This is a genomic window from Herbiconiux solani NBRC 106740, from assembly GCF_001571005.1.
In the GTDB taxonomy this organism is placed as follows: Bacteria; Actinomycetota; Actinomycetes; order Actinomycetales; family Microbacteriaceae; genus Herbiconiux; species Herbiconiux solani.
This window is the reverse complement of the sequence record NZ_BCST01000011.1, coordinates 11,655-33,731: the sequence shown is the minus strand read 5'-3', so window position 1 is coordinate 33,731 and position 22,077 is coordinate 11,655. Positions and strand designations below refer to the sequence as shown.

18 protein-coding genes are annotated in these 22,077 nt (G+C 70.6%); 7 read left to right on the top strand and 11 right to left on the bottom strand.

Going from position 1 to position 22,077, the window contains the following annotated elements:
• Positions 1-95: 95 nt before the first annotated feature.
• Positions 96-3,269, top strand: coding sequence for a DEAD/DEAH box helicase (locus HSO01S_RS16925; protein WP_066043522.1), 3,174 nt, complete (start codon positions 96-98; stop codon positions 3,267-3,269).
• 6 nt (positions 3,270-3,275) lie between these two features.
• On the opposite strand, the gene ald is transcribed toward HSO01S_RS16925, so the two are convergent.
• Positions 3,276-4,421: an alanine dehydrogenase gene (gene ald, locus HSO01S_RS16920; RefSeq protein ID WP_066043519.1), complete on the bottom strand. Its 1,146-nt coding sequence runs from the start codon at positions 4,419-4,421 to the stop codon at positions 3,276-3,278.
• A gap of 148 nt (positions 4,422-4,569) precedes the next feature.
• On the opposite strand from ald, the gene HSO01S_RS16915 reads away from it, so the two are divergent.
• A complete protein-coding gene (locus HSO01S_RS16915; protein WP_245636047.1) occupies positions 4,570-5,091 on the top strand; it encodes an Lrp/AsnC family transcriptional regulator in 522 nt (173 codons plus the stop codon).
• On the opposite strand, the gene HSO01S_RS16910 is transcribed toward HSO01S_RS16915, so the two are convergent.
• Entirely contained in the window at positions 5,088-5,588 is a 501-nt protein-coding gene (locus HSO01S_RS16910; RefSeq protein WP_066043513.1) for a nucleoside deaminase, read from the bottom strand. The genes HSO01S_RS16915 and HSO01S_RS16910 overlap by 4 nt on opposite strands.
• Before the next feature lie 143 nt (positions 5,589-5,731).
• On the opposite strand from HSO01S_RS16910, the gene HSO01S_RS16905 reads away from it, so the two are divergent.
• Positions 5,732-6,121 (top strand): RidA family protein, encoded by a 390-nt coding sequence (locus HSO01S_RS16905; protein WP_066043676.1) that lies wholly within the window; start codon positions 5,732-5,734, stop codon positions 6,119-6,121.
• Here the strand turns inward: HSO01S_RS16905 and HSO01S_RS16900 are convergent.
• From HSO01S_RS16900 to HSO01S_RS16880, 5 genes are all read right to left on the bottom strand, one after another.
• Entirely contained in the window at positions 6,118-7,341 is a 1,224-nt protein-coding gene (locus tag HSO01S_RS16900; protein WP_066043510.1) for a cation:proton antiporter, read from the bottom strand. The two genes, HSO01S_RS16905 and HSO01S_RS16900, sit on opposite strands and share 4 nt — an antisense overlap.
• 60 nt (positions 7,342-7,401) lie before the next feature.
• Positions 7,402-8,520 carry a bifunctional 2-methylcitrate synthase/citrate synthase gene (locus HSO01S_RS16895; RefSeq protein ID WP_066043508.1) on the bottom strand — a complete coding sequence of 373 codons (1,119 nt, stop codon included), beginning with the start codon at positions 8,518-8,520 and terminating at the stop codon, positions 7,402-7,404.
• 12 nt (positions 8,521-8,532) lie between these two features.
• Positions 8,533-9,438 (bottom strand): methylisocitrate lyase, encoded by a 906-nt coding sequence (gene prpB / locus HSO01S_RS16890; RefSeq protein ID WP_066043505.1) that lies wholly within the window; start codon positions 9,436-9,438, stop codon positions 8,533-8,535.
• Positions 9,438-10,946 (bottom strand): MmgE/PrpD family protein, encoded by a 1,509-nt coding sequence (locus HSO01S_RS16885; protein ID WP_066043502.1) that lies wholly within the window; start codon positions 10,944-10,946, stop codon positions 9,438-9,440. The genes prpB and HSO01S_RS16885 overlap by 1 nt, the downstream gene beginning before the upstream one ends.
• Positions 10,947-11,058: 112 nt before the next feature.
• Positions 11,059-11,730, bottom strand: a complete 672-nt coding sequence (locus tag HSO01S_RS16880; protein WP_066043498.1) for a GntR family transcriptional regulator — start codon at positions 11,728-11,730, stop codon at positions 11,059-11,061.
• A gap of 144 nt (positions 11,731-11,874) precedes the next feature.
• On the opposite strand from HSO01S_RS16880, the gene HSO01S_RS16875 reads away from it, so the two are divergent.
• Positions 11,875-12,210, top strand: a complete 336-nt coding sequence (locus HSO01S_RS16875) for a tryptophan synthase subunit alpha (RefSeq protein ID WP_066043497.1) — start codon at positions 11,875-11,877, stop codon at positions 12,208-12,210.
• A gap of 65 nt (positions 12,211-12,275) precedes the next feature.
• Here HSO01S_RS16875 and HSO01S_RS16870 read toward each other — a convergent pair whose 3' ends face one another.
• On the bottom strand, positions 12,276-12,566 hold the full coding sequence (locus HSO01S_RS16870) for a hypothetical protein (protein WP_066043495.1): 291 nt from the start codon (positions 12,564-12,566) through the stop codon (positions 12,276-12,278).
• A gap of 103 nt (positions 12,567-12,669) precedes the next feature.
• Positions 12,670-12,870, bottom strand: coding sequence for a hypothetical protein (locus HSO01S_RS18885; protein ID WP_157079136.1), 201 nt, complete (start codon positions 12,868-12,870; stop codon positions 12,670-12,672).
• A 177-nt stretch (positions 12,871-13,047) separates the two neighbouring features.
• On the opposite strand from HSO01S_RS18885, the gene HSO01S_RS16865 reads away from it, so the two are divergent.
• The 3 genes from HSO01S_RS16865 (at position 13,048) to HSO01S_RS16855 (ending at position 14,927) form a co-directional block, all read left to right on the top strand.
• Positions 13,048-13,350 (top strand): hypothetical protein, encoded by a 303-nt coding sequence (locus HSO01S_RS16865; RefSeq protein WP_066043493.1) that lies wholly within the window; start codon positions 13,048-13,050, stop codon positions 13,348-13,350.
• A 65-nt stretch (positions 13,351-13,415) separates the two neighbouring features.
• Positions 13,416-14,456, top strand: coding sequence for an L-glyceraldehyde 3-phosphate reductase (gene mgrA / locus HSO01S_RS16860; protein WP_066043491.1), 1,041 nt, complete (start codon positions 13,416-13,418; stop codon positions 14,454-14,456).
• An 18-nt stretch (positions 14,457-14,474) separates the two neighbouring features.
• Positions 14,475-14,927 (top strand): hypothetical protein, encoded by a 453-nt coding sequence (locus HSO01S_RS16855; protein ID WP_066043489.1) that lies wholly within the window; start codon positions 14,475-14,477, stop codon positions 14,925-14,927.
• A gap of 57 nt (positions 14,928-14,984) precedes the next feature.
• Here the strand turns inward: HSO01S_RS16855 and HSO01S_RS16850 are convergent, their stop codons facing one another.
• Both HSO01S_RS16850 and HSO01S_RS18465 read right to left on the bottom strand, forming a co-directional pair.
• The gene (locus tag HSO01S_RS16850) at positions 14,985-15,737 is read right to left on the bottom strand and encodes a hypothetical protein (protein WP_157079135.1); all 753 of its coding nucleotides are present in this window, start codon (positions 15,735-15,737) and stop codon (positions 14,985-14,987) included.
• On the bottom strand, positions 15,734-22,048 hold the full coding sequence (locus HSO01S_RS18465; protein WP_157079134.1) for a ThuA domain-containing protein: 6,315 nt from the start codon (positions 22,046-22,048) through the stop codon (positions 15,734-15,736). Before HSO01S_RS18465 ends, HSO01S_RS16850 begins: the two co-directional genes overlap by 4 nt.
• Between the last annotated feature and the right edge of the window lie 29 nt (positions 22,049-22,077).

Sequence of the window (22,077 nt, the reverse complement as noted above, 5' to 3'; positions counted from 1 at the left end):
TGCAGTGCAACACCGCACGAACAACAGAGCCTAGCATGCGGTTCGGGGCTGTCAAAACCAGGCTCGGTGTCCGGGGTCGATGAGACGATGGAGGCATGTCGTCCACCCCGCCCGCCCCGCCCCCGCGGAGCTGGCAGTCGGTGCTGGGTGGGCTCTCCGCGCCCTCGGCGGCGGAGTCCGAGCCGACCACCGCCATGGGCCTTCAGTTCGAGGTGCGCGAGCTCACTCCGCGCACCCACGACCGGTGGCGCGGCCCCACGTCGGCCACCGCGCGGCCCGACGCCCCAGAGGCAGACGCAGAAGCAGAAGCAGACGCACACGCCGACGCAGAGGCCCCGACACCCCCGCGCGGCCCGCGGCGCCTCGCGGTGCGCCCCGTGATCCGCAGCGCATCCGGAGCCTTCGTCAAGGCCGACGTCACCTGGGGCTCCTTCACCCACCAGCTCAACCGCCTCAACCTCGACCCCGCCCACCACCGCTGGTTCGCCCAGTTCGCCGCCCTGCACCGCGCCGGCCGGCCCGGCCTCACGGCACCCGAGACCGACTGGATCTCGCTCGACGACTTCACCAGCCCCCTGCTCTGGCAGCTGCTGGCCGAGGCGCAGCGGCTCGGCATCGAGCTCGTGCCCTCGGGTCGCAGCGGCTCCGTGACCCTCGCCCGGTCCGCGGTCGTCGCACTGCAGGCGACCCGGCGAGACGCCGGCGTCCTCCTCGCCCCGATGGTCGAGTTCACTCAGGATGCGGACGACCCCCCGCGCCCCGCTCGCGACGCCGGCGCGGTCGGCGACCACGGCATCTACGCCTACACGCTCTCCGCCCGCGGCGCTGGCACAAGCAAAGGCACAGGCACAGGCACAGGCACAGGCACAGGCACGATCACCCCCAAGTCCCCGCCCCCGCACGCCGACATCGTCCTCGCACCCACCGCCGCCGCACCCCTCACCACCGAGCAGCAGAACCTCCTCGGCACCGACCCGGTGCTCGTCCCCGCGGCCGAGACCGCGCAGTTCTTCGACGAGTACTTCCCCACGCTCCGCCAGGGCGTCGAGCTGACGAGTCCGGATGCGTCGGTCACCTTCCCCGAGGTCCCCCCGCCCGTACTCGCCCTCACCGCGCGCTTCCGCGCCGACGACGTGCTGCAGCTCGACTGGGACTGGGTGGGCCATCGCGACCCCGACGCCGAGTGCCGCATCCTGGCCGAGGTCGCCATCGAGCTCGACGCGGTGCTGACCCGCTTCCCCCCGGGCATCGACCTGCTCGCCCCCACGCTCGTCCTCCGTGGCATCGCGACCGCCGCGTTCGCCGAGAAGGCCCTCCCGATGCTCGGCGCCCGGCCCGACGTGCGCGTCGAGGTGATCGGCCCGCGACCGGCCTACCGCGAGCTCACCGGGCATCCGGACATCACGATCACACCCGTCGAGACCCTCAAGCGCGACTGGTTCGACCTCGGCATCGTGGTGAACATGAACGGGTACCGCATCCCGTTCGGCCCCCTGTTCAAGGCGCTCGCGAAGGGCGAGAGCCGCCTACTCATGGTCGACAAGACCTACCTGTCGCTCGCGCATCCCGCGTTCGACCGGCTGCGCGACCTGCTCGAAGAGGCCGGGACCCTCGACGAGTGGGAGACCGGCCTCCGCCTCAGCCGCCACCAGGTGAGCTTCTTCGCCGACCTCGACGATCTGGCGGCCGAGGGCGCCGAGGGGGCAGAAGGCGCTGAGAGTCCGGCCGTCGCCGCCTGGCGTGCCGCGGCCGAGGCCCTGAAGGGCGTCGACACCGTCCCCTCGACCGAGCTCCCCACCGGTCTGGATGCGGTGCTCCGCCCCTACCAGAAGGCCGGCTTCGACTGGCTCGCCTTCCTCTGGCGCCATCGCCTGGGCGGCGTACTCGCCGACGACATGGGGCTCGGCAAGACCCTTCAGACCCTCGCCCTCCTCGCCCACGCCCGCGCGCATCCGGATGCCCGCCCCGGCCCGCCCACATCAGCCGCAGCCACGCAGCCCGGCAGCCCCACCTCGACGCCCGCGGTCTCCGGCGAGCGTTCCGCGCCCCCGTTCCTGGTCGTCGCCCCCACCTCCGTCGTCGGCACCTGGGCGACCGAGGCCGCCCGCTTCACCCCGGGGCTCGTGGTGAAGACGGTCGGCAGCACCGCCACCGACCTCGCCGGCCTCGCCGCGGGTGCCGACGTGATCGTGACGAGCTACGCCCTCTTCCGCCTCGACAACGAGGCCTACCGCGCCCTCGCCTGGTCGGGCCTCATCCTCGACGAGGCGCAGTTCGTCAAGAACCACACCTCGAAGCTCCACCGGGCGGCCCGCGACCTCGACGTCGACTTCACCCTGGCGATCACCGGCACCCCGCTCGAGAACAACCTGATGGAACTGTGGTCGCTCTTCGACCTCGCCGCACCGGGCCTCTTCCCCTCGGCCACGCGCTTCGCCGAGAAGTACCAGCGGCCGATCGAGCGGGGCATCGACCCGCGTCTGCTCCCCCGGTTGCGCCGCCGCATCCGCCCGTTCCTCCTCCGCCGCACCAAGGAGTCGGTCGCACCCGAGCTGCCCGAGAAGCAGGAGCAGGTGCTGCCGGTCGCGCTCGCCCCGGCCCACCGACGCCTCTACGACACCGTGCTGCAGCGTGAGCGGCAGAAGCTGTTCGGCCTGATCGACGACCTCGACCGCAATCGCTTCATCGTGTTCCGCTCGCTGACCCTGCTCAGGATGCTGAGTCTGGATGCGTCGCTGATCGACGACGCGCACGCCGGTATCCCCTCATCGAAGCTCGACGCCCTCGTCGAGCAGTTGACCGAGGTGATCGCCGAGGGCCACCGCTGCCTGGTCTTCAGCCAGTTCACGAGCTACCTGAAGAAGGTCGCCGACCGCCTCGAGACCGAGGGCATCGCGTTCGAGTACCTCGACGGCTCGACGCGCGACCGGCCGGCCGTGATCGACCGGTTCCGCGGCGGCGAGGCCCCGGTGTTCCTGATCAGCCTGAAGGCCGGCGGCTTCGGGCTCACGCTCACCGAGGCCGACTACGTCTACCTGCTCGACCCGTGGTGGAACCCGGCGAGCGAGGCCCAGGCCATCGACCGCACGCACCGCATCGGCCAGGTGCGGCCCGTCACGGTCTACCGCCTGGTCGCGTCCGAGACCATCGAGGAGAAGGTGATGGCGCTCAAGGAGCAGAAGGCCAAGCTCTTCGACGCCGTGTTCGACGACGACGAGCTGTTCTCGCAGCAGCTCACGGCCGACGACCTGCGCGGCCTGCTGAGCTGAGCCGGATCAGCCGCGCGCCACCCCGACCGCCTCGGCCCCGGCTCCCACGACCTCCTCCAGCGGCGTGTACCCGAAGTGCGGGAAGGCATCCGCCGTCGCCCGGTGCGTCAGCCGCCCGTCGACCGTCGAGACCCCCAGCGCCAGCGCCTCGTCCCGCGCGGTCGCGGCTCGCCAGCCCAGGTCGGCGAGCTTCACGACATACGGCAGCGTCGCGTTCGTCAGCGCCGCGGTCGAGGTCGACGAGACCGCGCCCGGCATGTTCGCGACACAGTAGAAGATGGCGTCGCCCACCCGGTAGGTGGGGTCGTCGTGCGTGGTCGGCCGCGAGTCCTCGAAGCAGCCGCCCTGGTCGATCGCGATGTCCACGAGCACCGAACCGGGCTTCATCCGCAGCACGAGGTCGTGCGTCACGAGCTTCGGCGCGGCGGCACCGGGCACGAGCACGGCGCCGATCACGAGGTCGGCCTCGAGCACCGACCGCTCGACCTCGAAGGCGTTCGAGACGACGGTCTTCACCCGGCCTGCGAAGACCTCGTCGATGTGCCGCAGGCGCGGGATGCTGAGGTCGAGCACCGTGACGTCGGCCCCGGCGGCGACCGCCTGCTGCACCGCGTTCTCGCCCGCCATCCCGCCGCCGATCACGGTCACCTTGGCGGGCCTGACCCCGGGCACCCCGCCGAGCAGCACCCCGCGGCCGCCCTGCGAACCCATCAGGTGGTAGCTGCCGACCATCACCGAGAGGCGGCCGGCCACCTCGGACATCGGAGCGAGCAGCGGCAGCGTGCGATCCGGCAGCTGCACGGTCTCGTAGGCGATCGCGGTGGCGCGCGAGTCGAGCAGCGCCTGCACGAGCGGCTCGGCCGCGGCGAGGTGGAGGTAGGTGAAGATCAGCTGGCCCTCGCGCATCCGCCCGTACTCCGGCGCGATCGGCTCCTTGACCTTGACGATCATCTCCGCGGCCCAGACCGCGTCGACATCGGTGACGGATGCGCCGGCCGCCGCATACTCCGCGTCGGTGATGGCGGCTCCCGCCCCCGCGCCAGCCTCGACCAGCACGGTGTGCCCGTGCTTCACCAGTTCGAACACTCCGGACGGCGTCATCGCCACCCGGAACTCGTTGTTCTTGATCTCCTTGGGAACACCGATGATCACGCGACCGTCTCCTTTGCCGATGAGGCCTGTGCGCCGCCTCGACAACGATTATCGAGGCGATTCGTCATCCTGTCATCAGTACCGAATATGATTCGGTCGCATGCCACTATTGAGCGGATGCGTTCGGCAGAGGAGAGGGAAGGTCCCCGTGGAGGGAATCGACGAGATCGACGAACGGATCGTCTGGGAGCTCTGCCGCGAGGCGCGACTGCCGAACAAGGAGCTGGCCGAGCGCGTGGGCATCGCCGCGTCGACCTGCCTGGTGCGGGTGCGCGCCCTGCTCGAGAAGGGCGTGCTCCGCTCGTTCCACGCGCAGCCCGACTGGGCCTCCCTCGGCCTGCCGATCGAGGCGATCGTCGCGGTGCGGCTGAAGGCGCAGGCCCGGGCCGAGATCAAGACCTACGCGCAGCGCGTGATCACCCTGCCGAATGTGCTGAACGTCTTCTTCCTCGGCGGCGCGGACGACTTCCTCATCCACGTCGCCTGCACCTCGACCGGGCAGCTGCGCGACTTCGTGGCGAGCGAGCTCAGCATGGACAACTCGGTCGCCTCGACCCAGACGAACATCGTCTTCGACCACCTGATCGGCGTGGAGCACATGGCCGAGGGCGGGTCGTGGACCCAGGTGCGCGACGGCGTCGCCGACCCGCGCGCCCTGCGGACGCCCTAGTCCCAGAACTCCAGGTGCACCTCGGTCGCCGCCGGCAGCGCGACCGGCCCCACGACCTCGACGACCCGGCCGCCGTGCGCCAGCACCTCGCGGCTCGGCAGCGCCAGCGTCGGCACCCCCGACTGCTCGGTGACCATGGCTCCGAGGTCGGCCTCGGAGAGCGCGAACACCACCCGCGGGATCCCGGCCCAGTAGATCGCCCCGGTGCACATCGCGCACGGCTCGGTGCTCGTGAACAGCGTGCTGCCGGCCAGCTGTGCGACCTCGAGCTGCTGCCCGGAGTCGTAGACGAGGTTCGTCTCGGCGTGCCCGATCGGGTTGTGCCCGGTGTTCACGGTGTTCATGGCCTCGACCACCACACCCTCCGCGGTCACCAGCACGGCGCCGAACGGGTGGTCGCCGCGGTCGCGGGCCGCCTGGGCGAGCGCGATCGCCCGCTCGAGGTGGGCGAGGTCGGCGGGCTCGATATCCTGAGGGGCGAGGGCGGCGTTCTCCATGCCCCCACCCTGGCACACCCGGGCCCTTCCCCTCCGGCACCCCCGGCGCGACACTGGACGCACCCCCGGATGCACGACACCGGACTGCACGAGACCACGACAACCGGATGCACGACACCGGCGACGACGGAAGGATCGCGACCATGCCCATCACCCACATCAACCCGCCCGGCATCCCGGGCCACCCGGCCTACTCGCAGGGCACGATCGCCGAGGCCGGCCGCACGCTCTACATCGGCGGCCAGAACGGCGTCGGCCCGGACGGCGCGATCACCGGCGACATCGCCGAGCAGACCCGCACCGCGCTGCGCAACCTGATCGCCGTGCTCGAGGCGGCGGGCGGCGAGAAGACGGACGTGGCGAAGATGACGATCATGATCGTCGAGTCGGCCGACCTGATGGCCGCGTTCGGCGCGTCCCGCGAGGTCTGGGGCGACGTCCCGACGGCGGTGTCGATGCTCCGGGTCGTCGGCCTCGGCCGCCCCGAGGCGCTGATCGAGATCGAGGCGATCGCCGCCCTCCCGCCGGCCTAACCCTCCTCGGGAACCAGCACACCCTCATCCGGCGGCCGCAGCTGCCCGCCGAGACTCGCCTTCCGCCGCCAGAGCGCGATCAGCGGGAACAGCAGCACCGACAGCATCCCCGCCCCGACCAGCGCCGCGGCCGTCCCCGGCTCGAGGATGTGCTCGTCCAGCCCGATCGCGGTGACCGCGACGATGATCGGCAGCCCGGTGGCACTGAACAGCCCGATCGCCACCCGGTCGTTCCCGCTCGATCCCGGCGGGGCCGCGAGCAGCCCGGGCAGCCCCCGCACGATCAGCAGCAGCACCAGGAACACCGGGAGCAGCAGCATCGCGTTCGGCGCCGTGAGCAGGGAGTGCAGATCGAAGGTCACGCCTGTGTAGAGGAAGAAGATCGGCACGAGGAACCCGAAGGCGACCGCCTCGAGCTTGGCCTCGATCACCTCGTGGCCCCGTGCATCCGCGCCCGACAGCAGCACCCGGAACAGGATGCCGGCGGCGAACGCCCCGAGCAGCATGTCGAGCCCGAGCGCGATGCTGAGGCAGACGAGCGCGGCCACGATCAGCAGCACCAGCCGCACCGCGAACTGCCCGCTGGTGTGCAGGGTCGCCGTGACGAGCGCGTGCAGCCGTCGGTGCGGCCCGCGCGAGGCCAGCAGGATGCCGAGCCCCGCGATCACCGCGAAGCCGATCAGCACGACCGTGGCGGCTCCCGGGTCGCGGCCGCTCAGGAAGATCGAGATCGCCAGCAGCGGCCCGAACTCCCCCGCGGCGCCGACCGCGGTGACGGCCCGGCCGAACGGGGTCGTCAGCTCGCCCGCATCCCGCAGCATCGGCATGATCGTGCCGAGCGCGGTCGAGGTCAGCGCGATGCCGATGAAGACCCCGGCCTCGATGGTGGGCGCCAGGAGGATGCCGATGACGACCCCGCCGACGAGCGAGATCAGCCAGCCGAGCGCGGCTCGCCGCAACGGCCGCCCCTTGATGGCCGCGAAGTCGATCTCGTTGCCGGCCATGAAGAAGAGCATCGCGAGCCCGAAGTTGGCGAGCGCGTCGGTGAACGGGCTCACCGGCACCCAGCCGAGGATGCTCGGGCCGACGAGCACGCCGAGCAGGATCTCGAAGACCACCAACGGCACCTTGGCCACCCGGCCGATGACACCGGCGAGGATCGGCGCGACCACCGCGAGACCGGCGATCACGACGATCCCGATCGGATCCGACGCGTTCATGAGACCCCCGCTCCGCGGCCTCGCCCCCGGGCCTGCCGCTCAGAGGCAGACTACCGGCGACTAGCCCTCCAGGTGCCGCTCATCGGGGCCGTTGTACTCGGACAGGGGCCGGATGAGCGCGTTCGAGGCGAGCTGCTCCATGATGTGCGCCGTCCAGCCGGTCACCCGCGAGGCGACGAACAGCGGCGTGAACATCTCGGTGTCGTAGCCGATCAGGTGGTACGCCGGGCCGGAGGGGTAGTCGAGGTTCGGCTTGATCGACTTGCGCGACTGCATCGCCTCGTCGAGCGCGACGTAGAGCTCGAGCAGATCCGGGCGGTCGTACTCCTCGACGAGCGTGTCGAGCGAGGCCTTCATGGTCGGCACCCGCGAGTCGCCGTTCTTGTAGACCCGGTGACCGAAGCCCATGATCTTCTTCTTCGACGCCAGCGCGTCCTCGAGCCAGCCCTCGGCCGCATCCGCCGTGCCGATCTCGTCGAAGACGTGCATCACGGCCTCGTTCGCGCCACCGTGCAGCGGGCCCTTGAGCGCGCCGATGCCGGCGACGACGGCCGAGTAGAGGTCGGACAGGGTCGAGGTGACGACCCGGGCGGTGAAGGTCGAGGCGTTGAAGGAGTGCTCGGCGTAGAGGATCATCGACACGTCGAAGGCCTTGACCACGACGTCCGACGGCACCTCGCCGAAGGTCATCTTGAGAAAGTTGGCCGAGTAGCCGAGCGACTCGTCCGGCTCCACCAGCTCCTGGCCGCGGCGGCGGCGCTGGTCGTAGGCGACGATCGCGGGGATCTTCGCGAGCAGGGCGACCGACTTCCGGAGGTTGCCGGCGGGCGTCGCGTCCTCCCACTCGGGGTCGAGTGCACCGATCACCGAGACGGCGGTGCGCACGACGTCCATCGGATGCGCGGTGAGCGGCAGCTCGTCGATCACGCGCTTGACGGCCGGGTCGAGCGCCCGCTGCGAGCGCTCGCTCTGCTCGAACGCGGCGAGCTCGGCGTCGCTCGGCAGCTCGCCGTTCCAGAGCAGGTACGCGACCTGCTCGAAGCTGCAGGATGCGGCCAGCTCCTGCACGGGGTAGCCGCGGTAGAGCAGCGAGTTGGTCTCGGGGTTGACCTTCGAGATCGCGGTGTAGTCGACGACGACCCCCGCGAGCCCTTTCTTGATCTCCTGCGTATCGGTCATGGTGGTCACTCCTCAGCGAGCGGTCGGGACGTCGAAATTGAAGACGGAGGTGTCGAAGGCGTTGTACGACTCGTAGTCGAGCAGCTCGTACAGCCTGGCACGCGTCTGCATGCCGGGCACCTCGCTCGCGAGTGAACCTTCGGCGACGAGTGCGTCGAGCCCGCGCTCGGCGGCGCCCATCGCGATGCGCAGCAGCGAGACGGGGTAGATCACGAGATTGACGCCGACGCTCTCCAGCTGCTGCACCGAGAAGAGCTCGCTCTTGCCGAACTCGGTCATGTTCGCCAGGATCGGCACGTCCACGGCCGAGCGGATGGCCTCGAACTCGGAGAGGTCGGCCATCGCCTCGGGGAAGATCGCATCCGCCCCCGCGTCGACGAGCTGCTTCGCCCGATCGATCGCGGCACCCAGGCCGTCCACCCCGCGGATATCGGTGCGCGCCATGATCAGCAGGTTCGGGTCGCGGCGCGCGTCGGCCGCCGCCCGGATCCGCTTGACCGCCGTGTCCGAGTCGACCACGGCCTTGCCGTCGAGGTGGCCGCACCGCTTGGGGTTCACCTGGTCCTCGATGTGGAGGCCGGCGAGCCCGGCGTCCTCGAGCGTCTGCACCGTGCGGGCGACGTTCATCGGCTCGCCGAACCCGGTGTCGGCGTCGATCAGGGCCGGGAGGTCGGTCATCCGTGCGATCTGGGCGCCGCGGCCGGCGACCTCGGTGAGCGTGGTGAGGCCGATGTCGGGCAGGCCCAGGTCGGCCGCGATCACGGCGCCCGAGATGTAGACCCCCTCGAAGCCCTTCTCCTGGATCAGGCGGGCCGACAGCGGGTTGAAGGCCCCGGGCATCCGGAGCAGGCGGCCGGAGGCGAGCGCGGCGCGGAACGCCGCCCGCTTCTCGGAGGCGGGAACGGTGGAGTACAGCATCAGAAGAGGCCCTTCGGGGTCGGGTACTGCTCGAGGAGGCCCGGGCGGGCGGTGACCGTGAGCCCGGCGACCTCGTCGGGCGCGAGCTCGGGCAGCCGCTGCACCAGGTCGAGGAACCGGCTGATCTCGGCCTCCTCGACCACGCCCTCGGCGAGGGTCTGGAACTTCCGCACGTAGTCGGCGCGGGCGAAGGGCCGGGCGCCGAGCGGATGCGCGTCGGCGACCGCGATCTCGTCGGTGATCGTGCGGCCGTCGTGCAGGATGATCTCCACGCGACCGCCGAAGGCCTTCTCGGCCGGGTCGATCGAGTGGTACCGCCGGGTCCACTCCGGATCCTCGAGCGTGCGCACCTTGTTCCACAGCTCGACCGTGTCCGGCCGTCCCGCACGCTCGGGGGCGTAGGAGTCGACGTGGTGCCAGGTGCCGTCCTGCAGCGCGACCGTGAAGATGTACGGGATCGAGTGGTCCAGCGTCTCGCGCGAGGCGGTCGGGTCGTACTTCTGCGGGTCGTTCGCGCCCGAGCCGATCACGTTGTGCGTGTGGTGGCTGGTGTGGATGGTGACGCTCCCGATGTTCGCCGGGTCGGTGAGCTCGGGATGCGCGTAGTGCAGCTTGCGGGCCAGGTCGATCCAGGCCTGGGCCTGGTACTCGGCCGAGTGCTCCTTCGTGTAGGTGTCGAGGATGCCGCGCTTGGCCTCGCCGCGCCCCGGCAGCGGAACCGTGTAGAGCGCGCCCGGGCCGTCGAGCAGCCAGGCGATCACGCCGTCCTCGCCCTCGTAGATCGGGGTGGGGCTGGTCTGGCCGCGCATCGCACGGTCGACCGCCTCGACCGCCATCTTGCCGGCGAACGCGGGGGCGTGCGCCTTCCAGGTCGAGATCTCGCCCTTCCGCGACTGGCGGGTGGCAGTGGTGGTGTGCAGCGCCTGGCCGATGGCCTGGAAGATCGTGGTCGTGTCGAGCCCGAGCAGCGTGCCGATTCCGGCGGCGGCCGAGGGGCCGAGGTGGGCGACGTGGTCGATCTTGTGCTTGTGCAGGCTGATCGCTCGTACGAGGTCGACCTGGATCTCGTACCCGGTCGCGATGCCCCGGACGAGGTCGGCGCCGGTGGAACCCCGGTGCTGGGCGACGGCCAGGATCGGCGGGATGTTGTCGCCCGGGTGCGAGTACTCGGCAGCGAGGAAGGTGTCGTGGTAGTCGAGCTCGCGCACGGCGACCCCGTTCGCCCAGGCCGCCCACTCGGGGCTGTACCGGCCGGCGACGCCGAACACCGTCGAGCCCGGGCTGTACGGGTGGTCGAGGGCCTGGGCCCGTGCCGCGATGCCGGGACCGCGCGTGATCGAGGCGGTCGCGACGGCGGCGTTGTCGATCATCCGGTTGATCACCATCTCGACGACCTCGTCGGGGACGGTCACGGGATCGGTGGCGACCTCCGCGATCTTCCAGGCCAGCTGGTCTTCGCGGGGCAGGTTCTCGTCGCTGCGGTGGACCCGCACCTCGTGCTGTTCCATCAGGGGGTGGTCTCCTTCATCGGGCGGGGCCGGTCATCGGGTAGGGCAAGTTGTTCGGGCACGGCTCATCGACCGGGACGCCCGGCCGGGCGGGAGGGTCAGCGCACCGTGGTCATCGGGTGGGGCTCATCGGCGTGGCCGGCAGCTGCACGAGCGAGCCGAGGGTCGACCGCAGGCTGCGGTGCAGGTGCACCCGCGTCGCGTCGACCGCGAGCGCCGCGTCGCCGTCGACGATCGCGTCGACGATCAGCAGATGCTCGCGGGCTGCCTCAAGCAGCCGTGCCGGGTTGTCGCGGGAGAGCCGGCGGATGCGCACGAGGTGCGTCCGCACGCCGGCGAGCGCCTGCACCAGGAACGGGTTCTGCACAGCGACGTCGACCGCGCCGTCGAAGCGCGCGACGAGGTCGTAGTACGCGTGCCGACCGGGGTCGGGGTCGGCCAGGAGCGCCGGAACCTCGCGAAGCTGATCCTGCAGCTCGAGGAAGGGGGCGAGTTCGCGTCGGCGGGCGGCGAGCGCCGCGGCCTGCGCCTCGAGCGCCTGGCGGAGCTCGAACAGCTCGGTGACGTTCTCGGCCGAGACCGGCGAGACGATCAGACCGCGGCCGCCCTGGGGCTCCGCGAGGCCGTCGGCGACGAGCCGGGCGAGCGCTTCACGGACGGGAGTGCGGGAGATGCCGAGGCGGCTGGAGAGCTCGACCTCGGCGAGCATGGTGCCCGGCGCCAGATCCCACGCGAGGATCTCGGATCGCAGGACCGAGTAGGCCGTCTCGCTTGCGCGTGCCATCACGCTCCGATCCTCGTGTATACAGTGCGGCCAGACTACTCCCGCTCGAGGCGCGATTCAAGGCTTCCCGCTGCGCGCTGTATACAAAGAGCCTGAGTGTTCCTCCGGTTCGAGCTTCGCGATCGAGACGCTTAGGCTCGACGCGTGAACGAGTTCGAGCATCCTCCGCGCGGGCGGGCGAGCCTCGAGGTGCTGCGCGCCGAGGCGGCCGACGAGCTCGAGACCATCGTGCACGAGCGGCTGCTCGCGGGCGAGGATCCGTGGGAGTTCATGGAGGAGCTGCCGACCGTCGACGAGCTCGTGGTCTACCTGCTCCGCGCCGACTCGATCACCGAGAACGGCGGCGCCCGGCCCACCTCAGCGCGCGACTACCGGGTACTCCGTCAGATCGCGCTCGACCACCCCGGGCTGACCCGCTCGGTCTGGCGTCTGATCGGCGAGCTCGACGCGCACTCGTCCGACTCCCGCCGCACGGCCTGACGGCCCGGGCGGCTGACAGCCCGGCTACGTGAAGGCCTTAGGCCTTTACGGCGGCTCGGCGCGGCCTAGCCCCGCCGGAAGACGTCGGTGATGCGCCGCCAGGCCGACGGCCGCGACGCCGGGTCGGCCTCACCGCCGAGCTCCTGCACCTGGACGTGCTGCTCCACCCGGAGGGCATCCACCAGCACGGGCTCGACGATCAACGCGCCCGACTCGCTCCGGAAGGGGGCGTCGGATGCCAGTGACGGCCGCCCGCTCGCGATCCAGCTCAGATACGCGGTGTACGGGTCGGAGGGATCGGCGGTCTGCACCGAGGCGCTCTGAGGAGACGATCGACGGTACTGTCTGAACGCCATCGCTTCCTCCCTGCGAAAATGGTCCCGCGAACGCGCCCGAAACGCATCGCCCAGGGCGTTTCGTTACCTGTTCGTTTCTTTTCAGCCCGTCACCGGGCCGGGATCACGCCGTGAGTCGAAGCTCGTCGCGACGGATGTCGAAAGAGACCACGATCCCGTCGCCCCGGCACTCGACGCACAGAGCGATCTCATCGATCTCGAAGGACTGGACGGGGTCGGCGCCGGACCCTTCGCAGCGGTCGCACGTGTCGTATTCGTTCATGCGGCCATTGTCCGCCGCACCACCGACATTGGAAGCGGCCACGCCGGGATCCCGGCGTTCATCCGGGAACGACCCCGCGAGACCCGCACCCGTGTCCACCGGAATGGGGACTTCTCCCCATCGCCCGGCCCCGCGCATCCGCCTAGCCTCGGATGATCCCCCGGGTTCGCGGCCACCACGACGCGCTCCCCCGACCGGACGCCGGAAGGACGCGCACCGATGACACGATCCGGCACCACCGGCCCCGCCGACGACGAGACCTTCGAGGACTTCCTCTGGGAGCTCGACGTGACGCGCGCCAACCCGGATCGCCCCGACCCGCGACTGCGCACCGCCGCCCCCTCCACCCGGCCGTGGACAGTGGATGCGGTGCCGCCGCCCCCGACCACCCCGACGGCCCCCGCCCGCCCCCGCCGCGCACGCCGGCCGGGCGTCGCCGCCCTCGTCGTCCTCCGCATCCTCGCCGCTGTCTGCCTGCTCTCGGGCACGGCGCTCCTCGTCACCATCGCCCTCACGCGCTGACAGCCCCCGTCGACCGGGCCCGCCGCCCCGGTGCGGACCGGTCGCGGATGCGGAAGACTCGTCCCATGACGTATCTCGCCGACGACTCCCGCTACGAATCCCTCCCCTACCGTCGCACCGGCCGCAGCGGTCTCCTCCTGCCCGCCGTCTCGCTCGGCCTCTGGCAGAACTTCGGCGACGTCACGCCGCTCGACACGCAGCGCGGGATCCTCCGCCGTGCCTTCGACCGCGGGGTGACCCACTTCGACCTGGCCAACAACTACGGCCCGCCCTACGGCAGTGCGGAGATCAACTTCGGTCGGCTGTTCAAGGAGGACTTCCGCCCGTACCGCGACGAGCTCGTCATCTCGACCAAGGCGGGGTACGACATGTGGCCGGGCCCGTACGGCAACTTCGGCTCGCGCAAGTACCTGCTCTCCTCGCTCGACCAGTCGCTCGAGCGGATGGGGCTGGACTACGTCGACATCTTCTACTCCCACCGCGCCGACCCCGACACCCCGCTCGAGGAGACCATGGGGGCCCTGCACACCGCGGTGCAGTCCGGCCGCGCCCTGTACGCCGGCATCTCGAGCTACTCCCCCGAGCGCACCCGCCGGGCGGCCGAGATCCTGGCCGACCTCGGGACGCCGCTCCTCATCCACCAGCCCTCGTACTCGATGTTCAACCGCTGGATCGAGGACGGCCTGCTCGACACCCTGGGCGAGCTCGGCGTCGGCTGCATCGCCTTCTCCCCGCTCGCGCAGGGCCTCCTGACCAGCCGCTACCTCGACGGGGTCCCGGAGGACTCGCGCGCGGCCAAGGGCGGCTCGATGTCGACCTCGATGATCACCGACGAGACCCTCCACCGCGTGCGGAGTCTCAACGAGATCGCAGAGGCCCGCGGCCAGACCCTCGCCCAGCTCGCCCTGTCCTGGGCGCTCCGCGACGACCGGGTGACCTCGGTGCTGATCGGGGCCTCCTCGATCTCGCAGCTCGACGACAACCTCGCCGCGGTCGAGCACCTCGACTTCACCGAGGACGAGCTCGGGCGCATCGACGAGTTCGCGGGCGACCGCGACCTCAACCTCTGGGCGCCCTCGAGCGCCGTTCCGGCGGAGACCGCCTGACCCGGGCATGATGGAAGGGTGAACAGGCCAGGCGCAGGCGCCCTCCTCGGCGCGATCGCGCTCGGGTCGGTCCTGGTGCTGTCCGGATGCATGACCTCGGCCGACTGCCCGGCCACCACCTGGACGAACGCGGCATCCGTCACCCTCAACGGCGACGTCACCTCGGTCGACCACGTCGAGCTGTGCGCCGGCGACTCCTGCTCGGCCTACGGCGACGGCACCGGGACCCCGACGCCGTCACCCGGGGCCGACCCCTCGAAGACGCCCTACACCGCCACCCGGGTCGACGACCACGACTGGCGCATCACCACCAAGACCGACACCCCCGACACGGTGACCGTGCGGGCGTACGACGCCGTCGGGCACGTGCTGATGGAGAAGACCGTGTCCCTCACCTGGAAGCAGGTGGGCGGCACGCCGGAGTGCGGCGGCCAGCACACGGCTCCCCCGGTGCGCTTCGACATCGGCTGACGCACCGCAGCCGGCCGGGACGACCACCCGAAGGCACCCCGACCGGCTGCGGTCGTCTCAGCGGCCCGTGGCCGCCCTTCTCCGCCAGACGAGCGCGCCGACGACCAGGGCGGCGATCACCACGACGCCCACCCCGATCCACAGCGCGACCGCCACTCCGGAGACTTCTCCGGAGGCCGAAGCACCCTCGGCGGCCTGCTCAGAGCCGGCCTGCTCAGAGCCGGCCTGCTCAGCGGTGGCCGAGCCCGACCCGGAGGCCGGGTCCGACGACCCGGAGGCCCCGCCCGAGGCACCCGCCTCCCCCGCAGCAGCCCCGTCCTCCGCGACGATCGACTCACCGGGCTGCACCGGCGGCGCGATCGGCGCGACCGTGACGTCGAGCGTCGAGGTCACCGATTCGGGCGTCGTCGTGGTCACCGTGACCGCCCACTGCCCCTCACCGAGGAACGGCTCGGGCGTCACCCAGACACCCTCGCCCTCGGCCGAGGAGATGAGCGCGACAGGGCCGGCGGTCGTGCCGTCGGGCGAGACCGCGGTCGCCACGGGATCGATGATCCCCGTGACCGCGTGCCCGTCCTCCACGTAGCTGGCCGAGACGCTCAGCCCGCCCGCGCCGTCCGGCGCGATCGAGAGCTGGAACGGGCCGCCGTGCGCCGAGGCCGGGGCCGCGGAGAACAGCGACAGGGCCAGGAGCACCAGTGCGGCGAGGAATCCCGCCACGGCGCCCCCGGCGGCACGCACACCCTTCCGGGCGCCGGCAGGCGCCGGGACCGAAGTCCCGGCGCCGCCGTGCCCCTGACGGGTGGTCACTCGCTCAGCCGCTTCCGGCGGATGTCGACGAGCAGGAGCCCGCCGAGTCCACCGATGAGCAGGATGAGCGACAGCGGCAGCAGCGTGAGCCAGCCGTCCGCACCGGTGTTGGCGAGGCCGCCGCCGACCGAGGATCCGGGCTGACCCGCGACCCCGGGCTTCGCCGGCGTCACCGGGTTGCCGGGCGTTCCCGGGTTCTGCCCGTTGCCCTGACCCGGATCGATCGCCGCGGCCGAGACGGTGAGCGCCTGGCTGGTGGCCAGGATCGTCTCGCCGCTGCGGATCACCACGTGGTGCTCGCCGACCTCGAACCCTGCGGGGATGGCGAAGGTGAAGGTGAACCCACCCTGGGCGCTCGCGGTGACGGTGCCGACCTGGAGGGGCTCCGAGTAGAGCCAGACCTGGAGCGACGCACCGGGCGTGAAGCCCGTGCCGGTGGCGGTCACGAGACCGCCCTGGGTCACCGTGGTGTCGTCCACGACCACCGTCGGCACCGGCTGGGGCTGTTCGCCCGCCGCCACCTGCACGGTCCCGGTCGTCCCGGCGTTGCCCGCCACGTCGACCGCCCGGTAGGACACCGTCTCGGCCGCCGTGCCGGAGACCGTGACGGCCCCGGTGTAGGTGCGCCAGGCGCCCTCGGCGTCTCCGCTCAGCCGGTACTCGATCCGGTCGACGCCACTGGTGGCGTCCTCGGCCGAGAGGGTGACGACCCGTCCGGCGGCCGAGGCCGTCGCGGTCGGGACCTGCGTGTCGATCCGCAGCACCCGGGTGACGATGGCCGAGTAGTGGCTGTCGCCGTCCGTGGCGCGGATCCGCAGGGTGGTCTCACCCTGGGCGTCGAGCACGAGCGGGCCGGCGAAGGCCGTCCAGGCCGTGCCGTCCGTGGAGTACTCGGCCGAGACCTCGGCCGCCTCGTCCGTGCTGGTGCCGGTGGCCGTGACGGTCACGGCTCCGGTGTACCAGCCGGCCAGGCCGCCGGGCGTCTCGGGGGAGACGACCGCGCTGACCGAGATGACCGGCTCCTCGGGGTCGACCGGGACGGCCGGGACCGCGAGGGCCCCTTCCGCTCCGGCGTTGCCCGCCTTGTCCGTCGCACGGTAGGTCACCGTCTGGGCGGTGCCGTCGACCGCGACCGGCGCGGAGTAGGTGAGCCAAGCACCCTCCCCGATCCGGTACTGGATGCTGTCGACCCCGCTGGTGGCGTCCGTGGCGGAGATCGCCACGGTCCGGGCGGTGCCGTTCACGACGAGCTGAGCCGTCGCATCCGGAGCCGTCTTGTCGACCTTGAAGCCGACGGAACCGGTCACCGTGGTGTGGCCGGGGGCCGAGGCGCGGTACTCCACCGTGTGAGTCCCGTCGGTGGTGACGATGGCGGGAGTGGTGTACTCCAGCCAGCCGGCTCCGTCGACGTTGTACTCACGGTAGACCGTGCTCGTCCCGCCGCCCTCGGTCTGCACCGAGACGGTGACCGCCTGGGTGTACCAGTCGTTCAGGCCGTTCGGCGCCGTCGGCGTCACCGTGGCGGAGACCGTCACCGGCTCCTCCGGCACGTCCGCTCCGACCACGTGGAAGTAGTCGAAGGCGGCCGTGTTCGAGACCTGGCCCTGGGCGGAGTTGCCGAGTGCGAAGAGTCCGACCCGGGCCCCTCCCAGTCCGGCGTTGGTGAAGGTGTCCGCGATCTGCGTCCAGGTGGTGCCGTCCGAGCTGTACCAGCCGGTGTAGACGTCAGCCGCCTTCGACAGCCGCAGCCACACGGTCCCGTTCGCCGGCGCCGGAGCGTTCGGCTGCGGGTTCTGCACGACTCCGCCGATCTCGCTGCGCATCTCGAGGTTCCGGGTGATCGCCGATCCCCCCTCGTTCGTCGCGACGATGTCGATCTTGACGTAGTTGTCGTCGTCACCGTGGAGGATCAGACCACCCTGCTGGTAGCGGCGGTCGAGGTCGGAGGCGTCGACCTTGGTCTCCACCGTCCACTCGTCGCCCTCGGGCTGAGCCTGCAGCACGAAGTTCGGCACTCCGACGTCGCCGCCGTAGATGTCGTTCGGCGTGGTGTCGATCCGCAGCGCTCCGTCGGAGACGCGGTAGCCGGCCGGCTGCTCGTTCACCACGGTCCAGCGGCACGTGCTGAGCGTCGAGCCGGTGAACTCGTCATCCGGGGTCTCGGCCACAGCGGTGTCGTCGGGCGTGATGTTGAACCAGTCGAACTTGGCATCGATGACCGCGGGGGTCGATCCCGAGTTGGCGAACGACGCGAGGCCGATCTTCGGGTTGACGATGCCCGCGAGGGACTTCGTCTCCGCCATGGCGACCCAGGTGGTCCCGTCAGCCGAGTACGAGGCGTTCAGGTTGGTGCCGTCGCTGGTCATCCGCACGAAGAAGGTGTCAGGGAACGCCGCTCCGAGGTTGGCCGAGTTGGATGCAGCCACCTCGTTCGGTGTCCCGTTCTCCTCCCTGATGTACTGGAAGACCCGCTGAGCGGCATCACCGGTGGTGCTGCGGCTCTGCATCACGAACTTCGCGTAGTTGTCGTCATCGCCGTAGACGATGAGACCGGCCTGCTGGTACTGCGAACGGGCCTCGAAGGTCACCTTGGTGGTGGCCTGCCAGGCGCCCGAGGGCAGATCCTGCAGCGTGATGTTCGGCACGGTTCCGGCACCGGCACCGTAGATGTCGGTCTTCGACGCCGGGATCACCAGCGCACCGTTCTCCACCCGCATGTCCTGCGAAGGACGGATGATGCTGGTCCAGCGCGAGGTGTCGAGCGTCGTGCCGTCGAAGCCGTCGGAGCGACCGGTCAGGCACAGGGTCTCACCCGGCACCGAGACGGTGATCGTCTGGCTCTTCTCGGTGTAGCCGTTCTGCTCGTCGTAGACGCGCACCCGCAGCTCGTAGGTTCCGGGCTCGGTGTACGTCACCTGCCGGGTGGCTTCGCCGTCGACCCAGCCGTCGGTGAGACCGTCGTTCCAGCGGTAGCTGAGCGCGGTGCCCTCCGGGTCGGTCGCCGAGGCGTCCGCGTCGACCACCAGCGGGGCGGACCCGCTCTTCGGCGTCGCCGCGAAGGTCACGACCGGCGGGGAGTTGGAGTCGACGCCGTCACCGCCCCAGTTGAGGTAGTTGACGTTGACACCACCCTGGGTGAGCACGAAGTACACCGTCCCGGTCTCCGCCGGCAGTCCGCCGTCGAAGTTCGCCGTGAAGTCGGAGTACGTCTGCCAGTCGGCCACACCGCCCTTGAGGGTCGGGGTGAACGGGATGGTGGCGAGCAGCTGCCCGTTCGCCGGGTCGTTCCAGCGCACCTGGATCGTGCCGGGGCCGTCGAAGCCTTTGGCCAGACGCAGCGAGACGCTGTCCATGCCCTTCAGGTTGATGGGCGAGTACGACCACCAGTCACCCTCCTCGACGAAGCCGAGGCTCTTGCCGCCGCCGGCGCTGTCGCCGGTGGTCTCGACCTTCACTCCGTCGTCGGGGCCGCCGATTCCGTTCACCCGTCCGGTCTGGTCGAAGTACTCGGCCTCCATGTGGGTGGAGTTGAGCACGTGCGTGGCGTAGCCCGTCTGGGGCACGCCCACGGCGCCGCCGTCGTCGGTGTAGTTGACGTTGACGACCCAGAACAGGTTCGCCTCCAGGCCGTGTCCCGCGTCGCGGGCGGTCGGGAAGCTGCCCTCGCAGCCGTGGATCTCACCGAAGTCGTGGTTGTGCGAATCGTGGCCCAGGGCCGGGATCAGCGTCACCTTCTCGCAGTCGATGGGAGCACTCGCGTCGGGGTCGGTCACCGTCACCTTGTAGGCGATGTCGTCGCCCCAGGTGAAGAAGCCGCCGTTCTCCGGGAACTCGATCGAGACCTGGGGGGTGGCGTTGCCGACCACGACGCGCACGTTGGCGATCGCGGTCTTGCCGTCCTCATCCGTCACCGTGAGGCGGGCGGTGTAGTCGCCGTTCTCCGTGTAGGTGTGGGCGGGGTCGGCCTCGGTCGTGGTCGGGGATCCGTCGCCGAAGTCCCACTCGAGCGTGAACGGCTTAGAGATCGGGTGCCGGGTGCCCTCCGAGGAGAACTGCACGGCGAGCGACGGGCCGGGTCCGTTCGTCACGTCCGCGGAGGCGCGGGCGATCGGCGACGGGTTGGCCTGCACGTAGTCGACCCGGTAGACGCCGGAGTTGGCGTTGTTGCCGCCGAACTCCGAGCCCCAGTCGATCACGTAGAGTGCACCGTCGGGTCCGAACTCGAAGTCCATCGGCTTGTTGAAGCCCTTCGACGGGTCGAAGATCCCCGGCAGCATCCGGTTGATGTCCTGGATCTCGGTGTGACGCGGTGCGGAGTCGGTGTCCTCGTTGAGCTGGAAGGAGTACATCTTGCCCTGGTTCCACTCGGCGAACATCGCCTTGCCGTCCCAGTACTCCGGCCACTTGGTCTCGGAGGGGTTGTCCGCGTCGTACCGGTACACCGGGCCGCCCATGGGCGCTCCGCTGTTGCCGATCTCCTGGTAGATCGCCGTCTGGCCGTTCTCGGTCCACCACTCCGGCACGATGACCGGGGGCAGGTTCGTCAGGCCGGTGTTGTTCGGGCTGTTGTTGACGATGGCCGCGGGGTTGAACTCCGCGCCGGAGGTCGCGGTGCTGAAGTTGTAGTCCTTGTAGCACTTCACGCCGACGCAGAAGGGCCAGCCGTAGTTGCCGGGCTGCTTGACGATGTTCCACTCGACGGTTCCGCCGGGCCCGCGGGTCGTGCTGGCGGAGCCGGCGTCGGGGCCGTAGTCCGCGACCATGAGGTTGTTGGTGAACGGGTCGAGGCCGATCCGGAACGGGTTCCGGAAGCCCATGGCGTAGATCTCGGGGCGGGTCTTGCCGGTCGAGTCGCTCGCCTCGGCGAAGAGGTTGCCTTCGGGGACGGTGTAGCCGCCGGCGTCCGTGGGCGTGATCCGGAGGATCTTGCCGCGGAGGTCGTTGGTGTTGCCGGCGCTGCGCTGGGCGTCGTAGTCCTGACGTCCGCCGCGCTCGTCGATGGGAGCGTAGCCGTCGGACTCGAACGGGTTGGTGTTGTCACCGACCGCGAGCACCAGGTTGCCGTCGTTGTCGAACAGCATGTCGCCGCCGGCGTGGCAGCAGGTGTTCCGCTGGGTGGTGACCTTGAGCAGGACCTTCTCGGACGCCGGGTCGAAGGTCTTCGCCGCCGGGTTGTAGGTGTAGCGCGAGATCCGGTTGTGCGGCCCGTCGCTTCCGACATCGGCCGGCGCCCAGTAGACGTAGACCCAGTTGTTGGTCGCGAAGTCGGGGTCGAGCACGATGCCGAGCAGGCCGTCCTCGTTCGCCTGGGTCACCGGGAGGGCCAGCGCCGTGCTCGTCTCGCGCGAGGCGGCATCGATCCGCTGCACGCGGCCGTTGCGCTCGGCGTAGAAGACGGTGGAGTCCGAGGCCACGTCGAGGGCCATCGGGTTGCCGGTCTCGGTGTCCAGCGGGACCAGCTCGTAGCTGCCCGTCTGGCTCGCACTGCAGTCGGCCGACTGGACGCCGGCGGCGGTCTTGATGCCGCCGAGCAGGTGACCGAGGAAGGCCGGGTCGCTGTACGAGGCGTCGGTGTGGCCGCCACCGGTGTACCAGCTGCGACCGCCGTCGTAGTTCTGGCACCAGGTGGTCGGGTGGTCGATGCCCATCGTGCCGCCGGTGTACGAGCTCTCGTCGAGCGAGGCCAGCACGTGCACCGTGTCACGCGGGTTCGAGCGGAAGTTGTACCACTCGTCGAAGCGGTCCCAGGTGTCGCCGAGGCCGGCGGTCGAGGGGTGCGCGTGGTCCTCGATCTCGACCGTGGCGTTCTGTTCGGCGGGGTGGCCCGCGAAGTAGGCGCCGACGAGCTTCCCGTACCAGGGCCAGTCGTATTCGGTGTCGGATGCAGCGTGCACGCCCGCGTAGCCGCCGCCGGCCTCGATGTACTCCTCGAACGCCGTCTGCTGCGTCGCGTCCAGCACGTCACCGGTCGTCGACATCCAGACCACCGCGTCGTATTGCGCGAGGTTCGCCTCGTTGAACGAAGCGCCGTCCTCGGTCGTGTCGACCTGGAAGTCGTTCTCCGCACCCAGTTTCTGGATCGCGGCGATTCCGGCCGGGATGGAGCCGTGGCGGAATCCGGCGGTCTTGGAGAAGACCAGCACCTTGAAGCCCGGTTCGGCTGCGAGCACGGGATCGCCGGGAGCGGCGACCGTGTTCGCGTTCGCGGCCCCTCCGGCGGCCAGGGCGCCACCGGCGACCATGGCGAAGGCGGCGAGCGAGGCGACCAGCCTCGATCGCCACGACGGCTTGTGTTGGACGACTCTGTTCAACGTGGATCCACCCCTCGGTTCACGTGCGC

Coding starts and splice junctions, on each gene's coding strand:
- mgrA (WP_066043491.1), top strand. CDS start 13,416: ATGACGTATCTCGCCGACGACTCCCGCTACGAATCCCTCCCCTACCGT.
- HSO01S_RS16895 (WP_066043508.1), bottom strand. CDS start 8,520: ATGACCGATACGCAGGAGATCAAGAAAGGGCTCGCGGGGGTCGTCGTC.
- HSO01S_RS16880 (WP_066043498.1), bottom strand. CDS start 11,730: ATGGCACGCGCAAGCGAGACGGCCTACTCGGTCCTGCGATCCGAGATC.
- HSO01S_RS16865 (WP_066043493.1), top strand. CDS start 13,048: ATGACACGATCCGGCACCACCGGCCCCGCCGACGACGAGACCTTCGAG.
- HSO01S_RS16910 (WP_066043513.1), bottom strand. CDS start 5,588: ATGGAGAACGCCGCCCTCGCCCCTCAGGATATCGAGCCCGCCGACCTC.
- HSO01S_RS16885 (WP_066043502.1), bottom strand. CDS start 10,946: ATGGAACAGCACGAGGTGCGGGTCCACCGCAGCGACGAGAACCTGCCC.
- HSO01S_RS16925 (WP_066043522.1), top strand. CDS start 96: ATGTCGTCCACCCCGCCCGCCCCGCCCCCGCGGAGCTGGCAGTCGGTG.
- HSO01S_RS16900 (WP_066043510.1), bottom strand. CDS start 7,341: ATGAACGCGTCGGATCCGATCGGGATCGTCGTGATCGCCGGTCTCGCG.
- prpB (WP_066043505.1), bottom strand. CDS start 9,438: ATGCTGTACTCCACCGTTCCCGCCTCCGAGAAGCGGGCGGCGTTCCGC.
- HSO01S_RS16870 (WP_066043495.1), bottom strand. CDS start 12,566: ATGGCGTTCAGACAGTACCGTCGATCGTCTCCTCAGAGCGCCTCGGTG.
- HSO01S_RS16905 (WP_066043676.1), top strand. CDS start 5,732: ATGCCCATCACCCACATCAACCCGCCCGGCATCCCGGGCCACCCGGCC.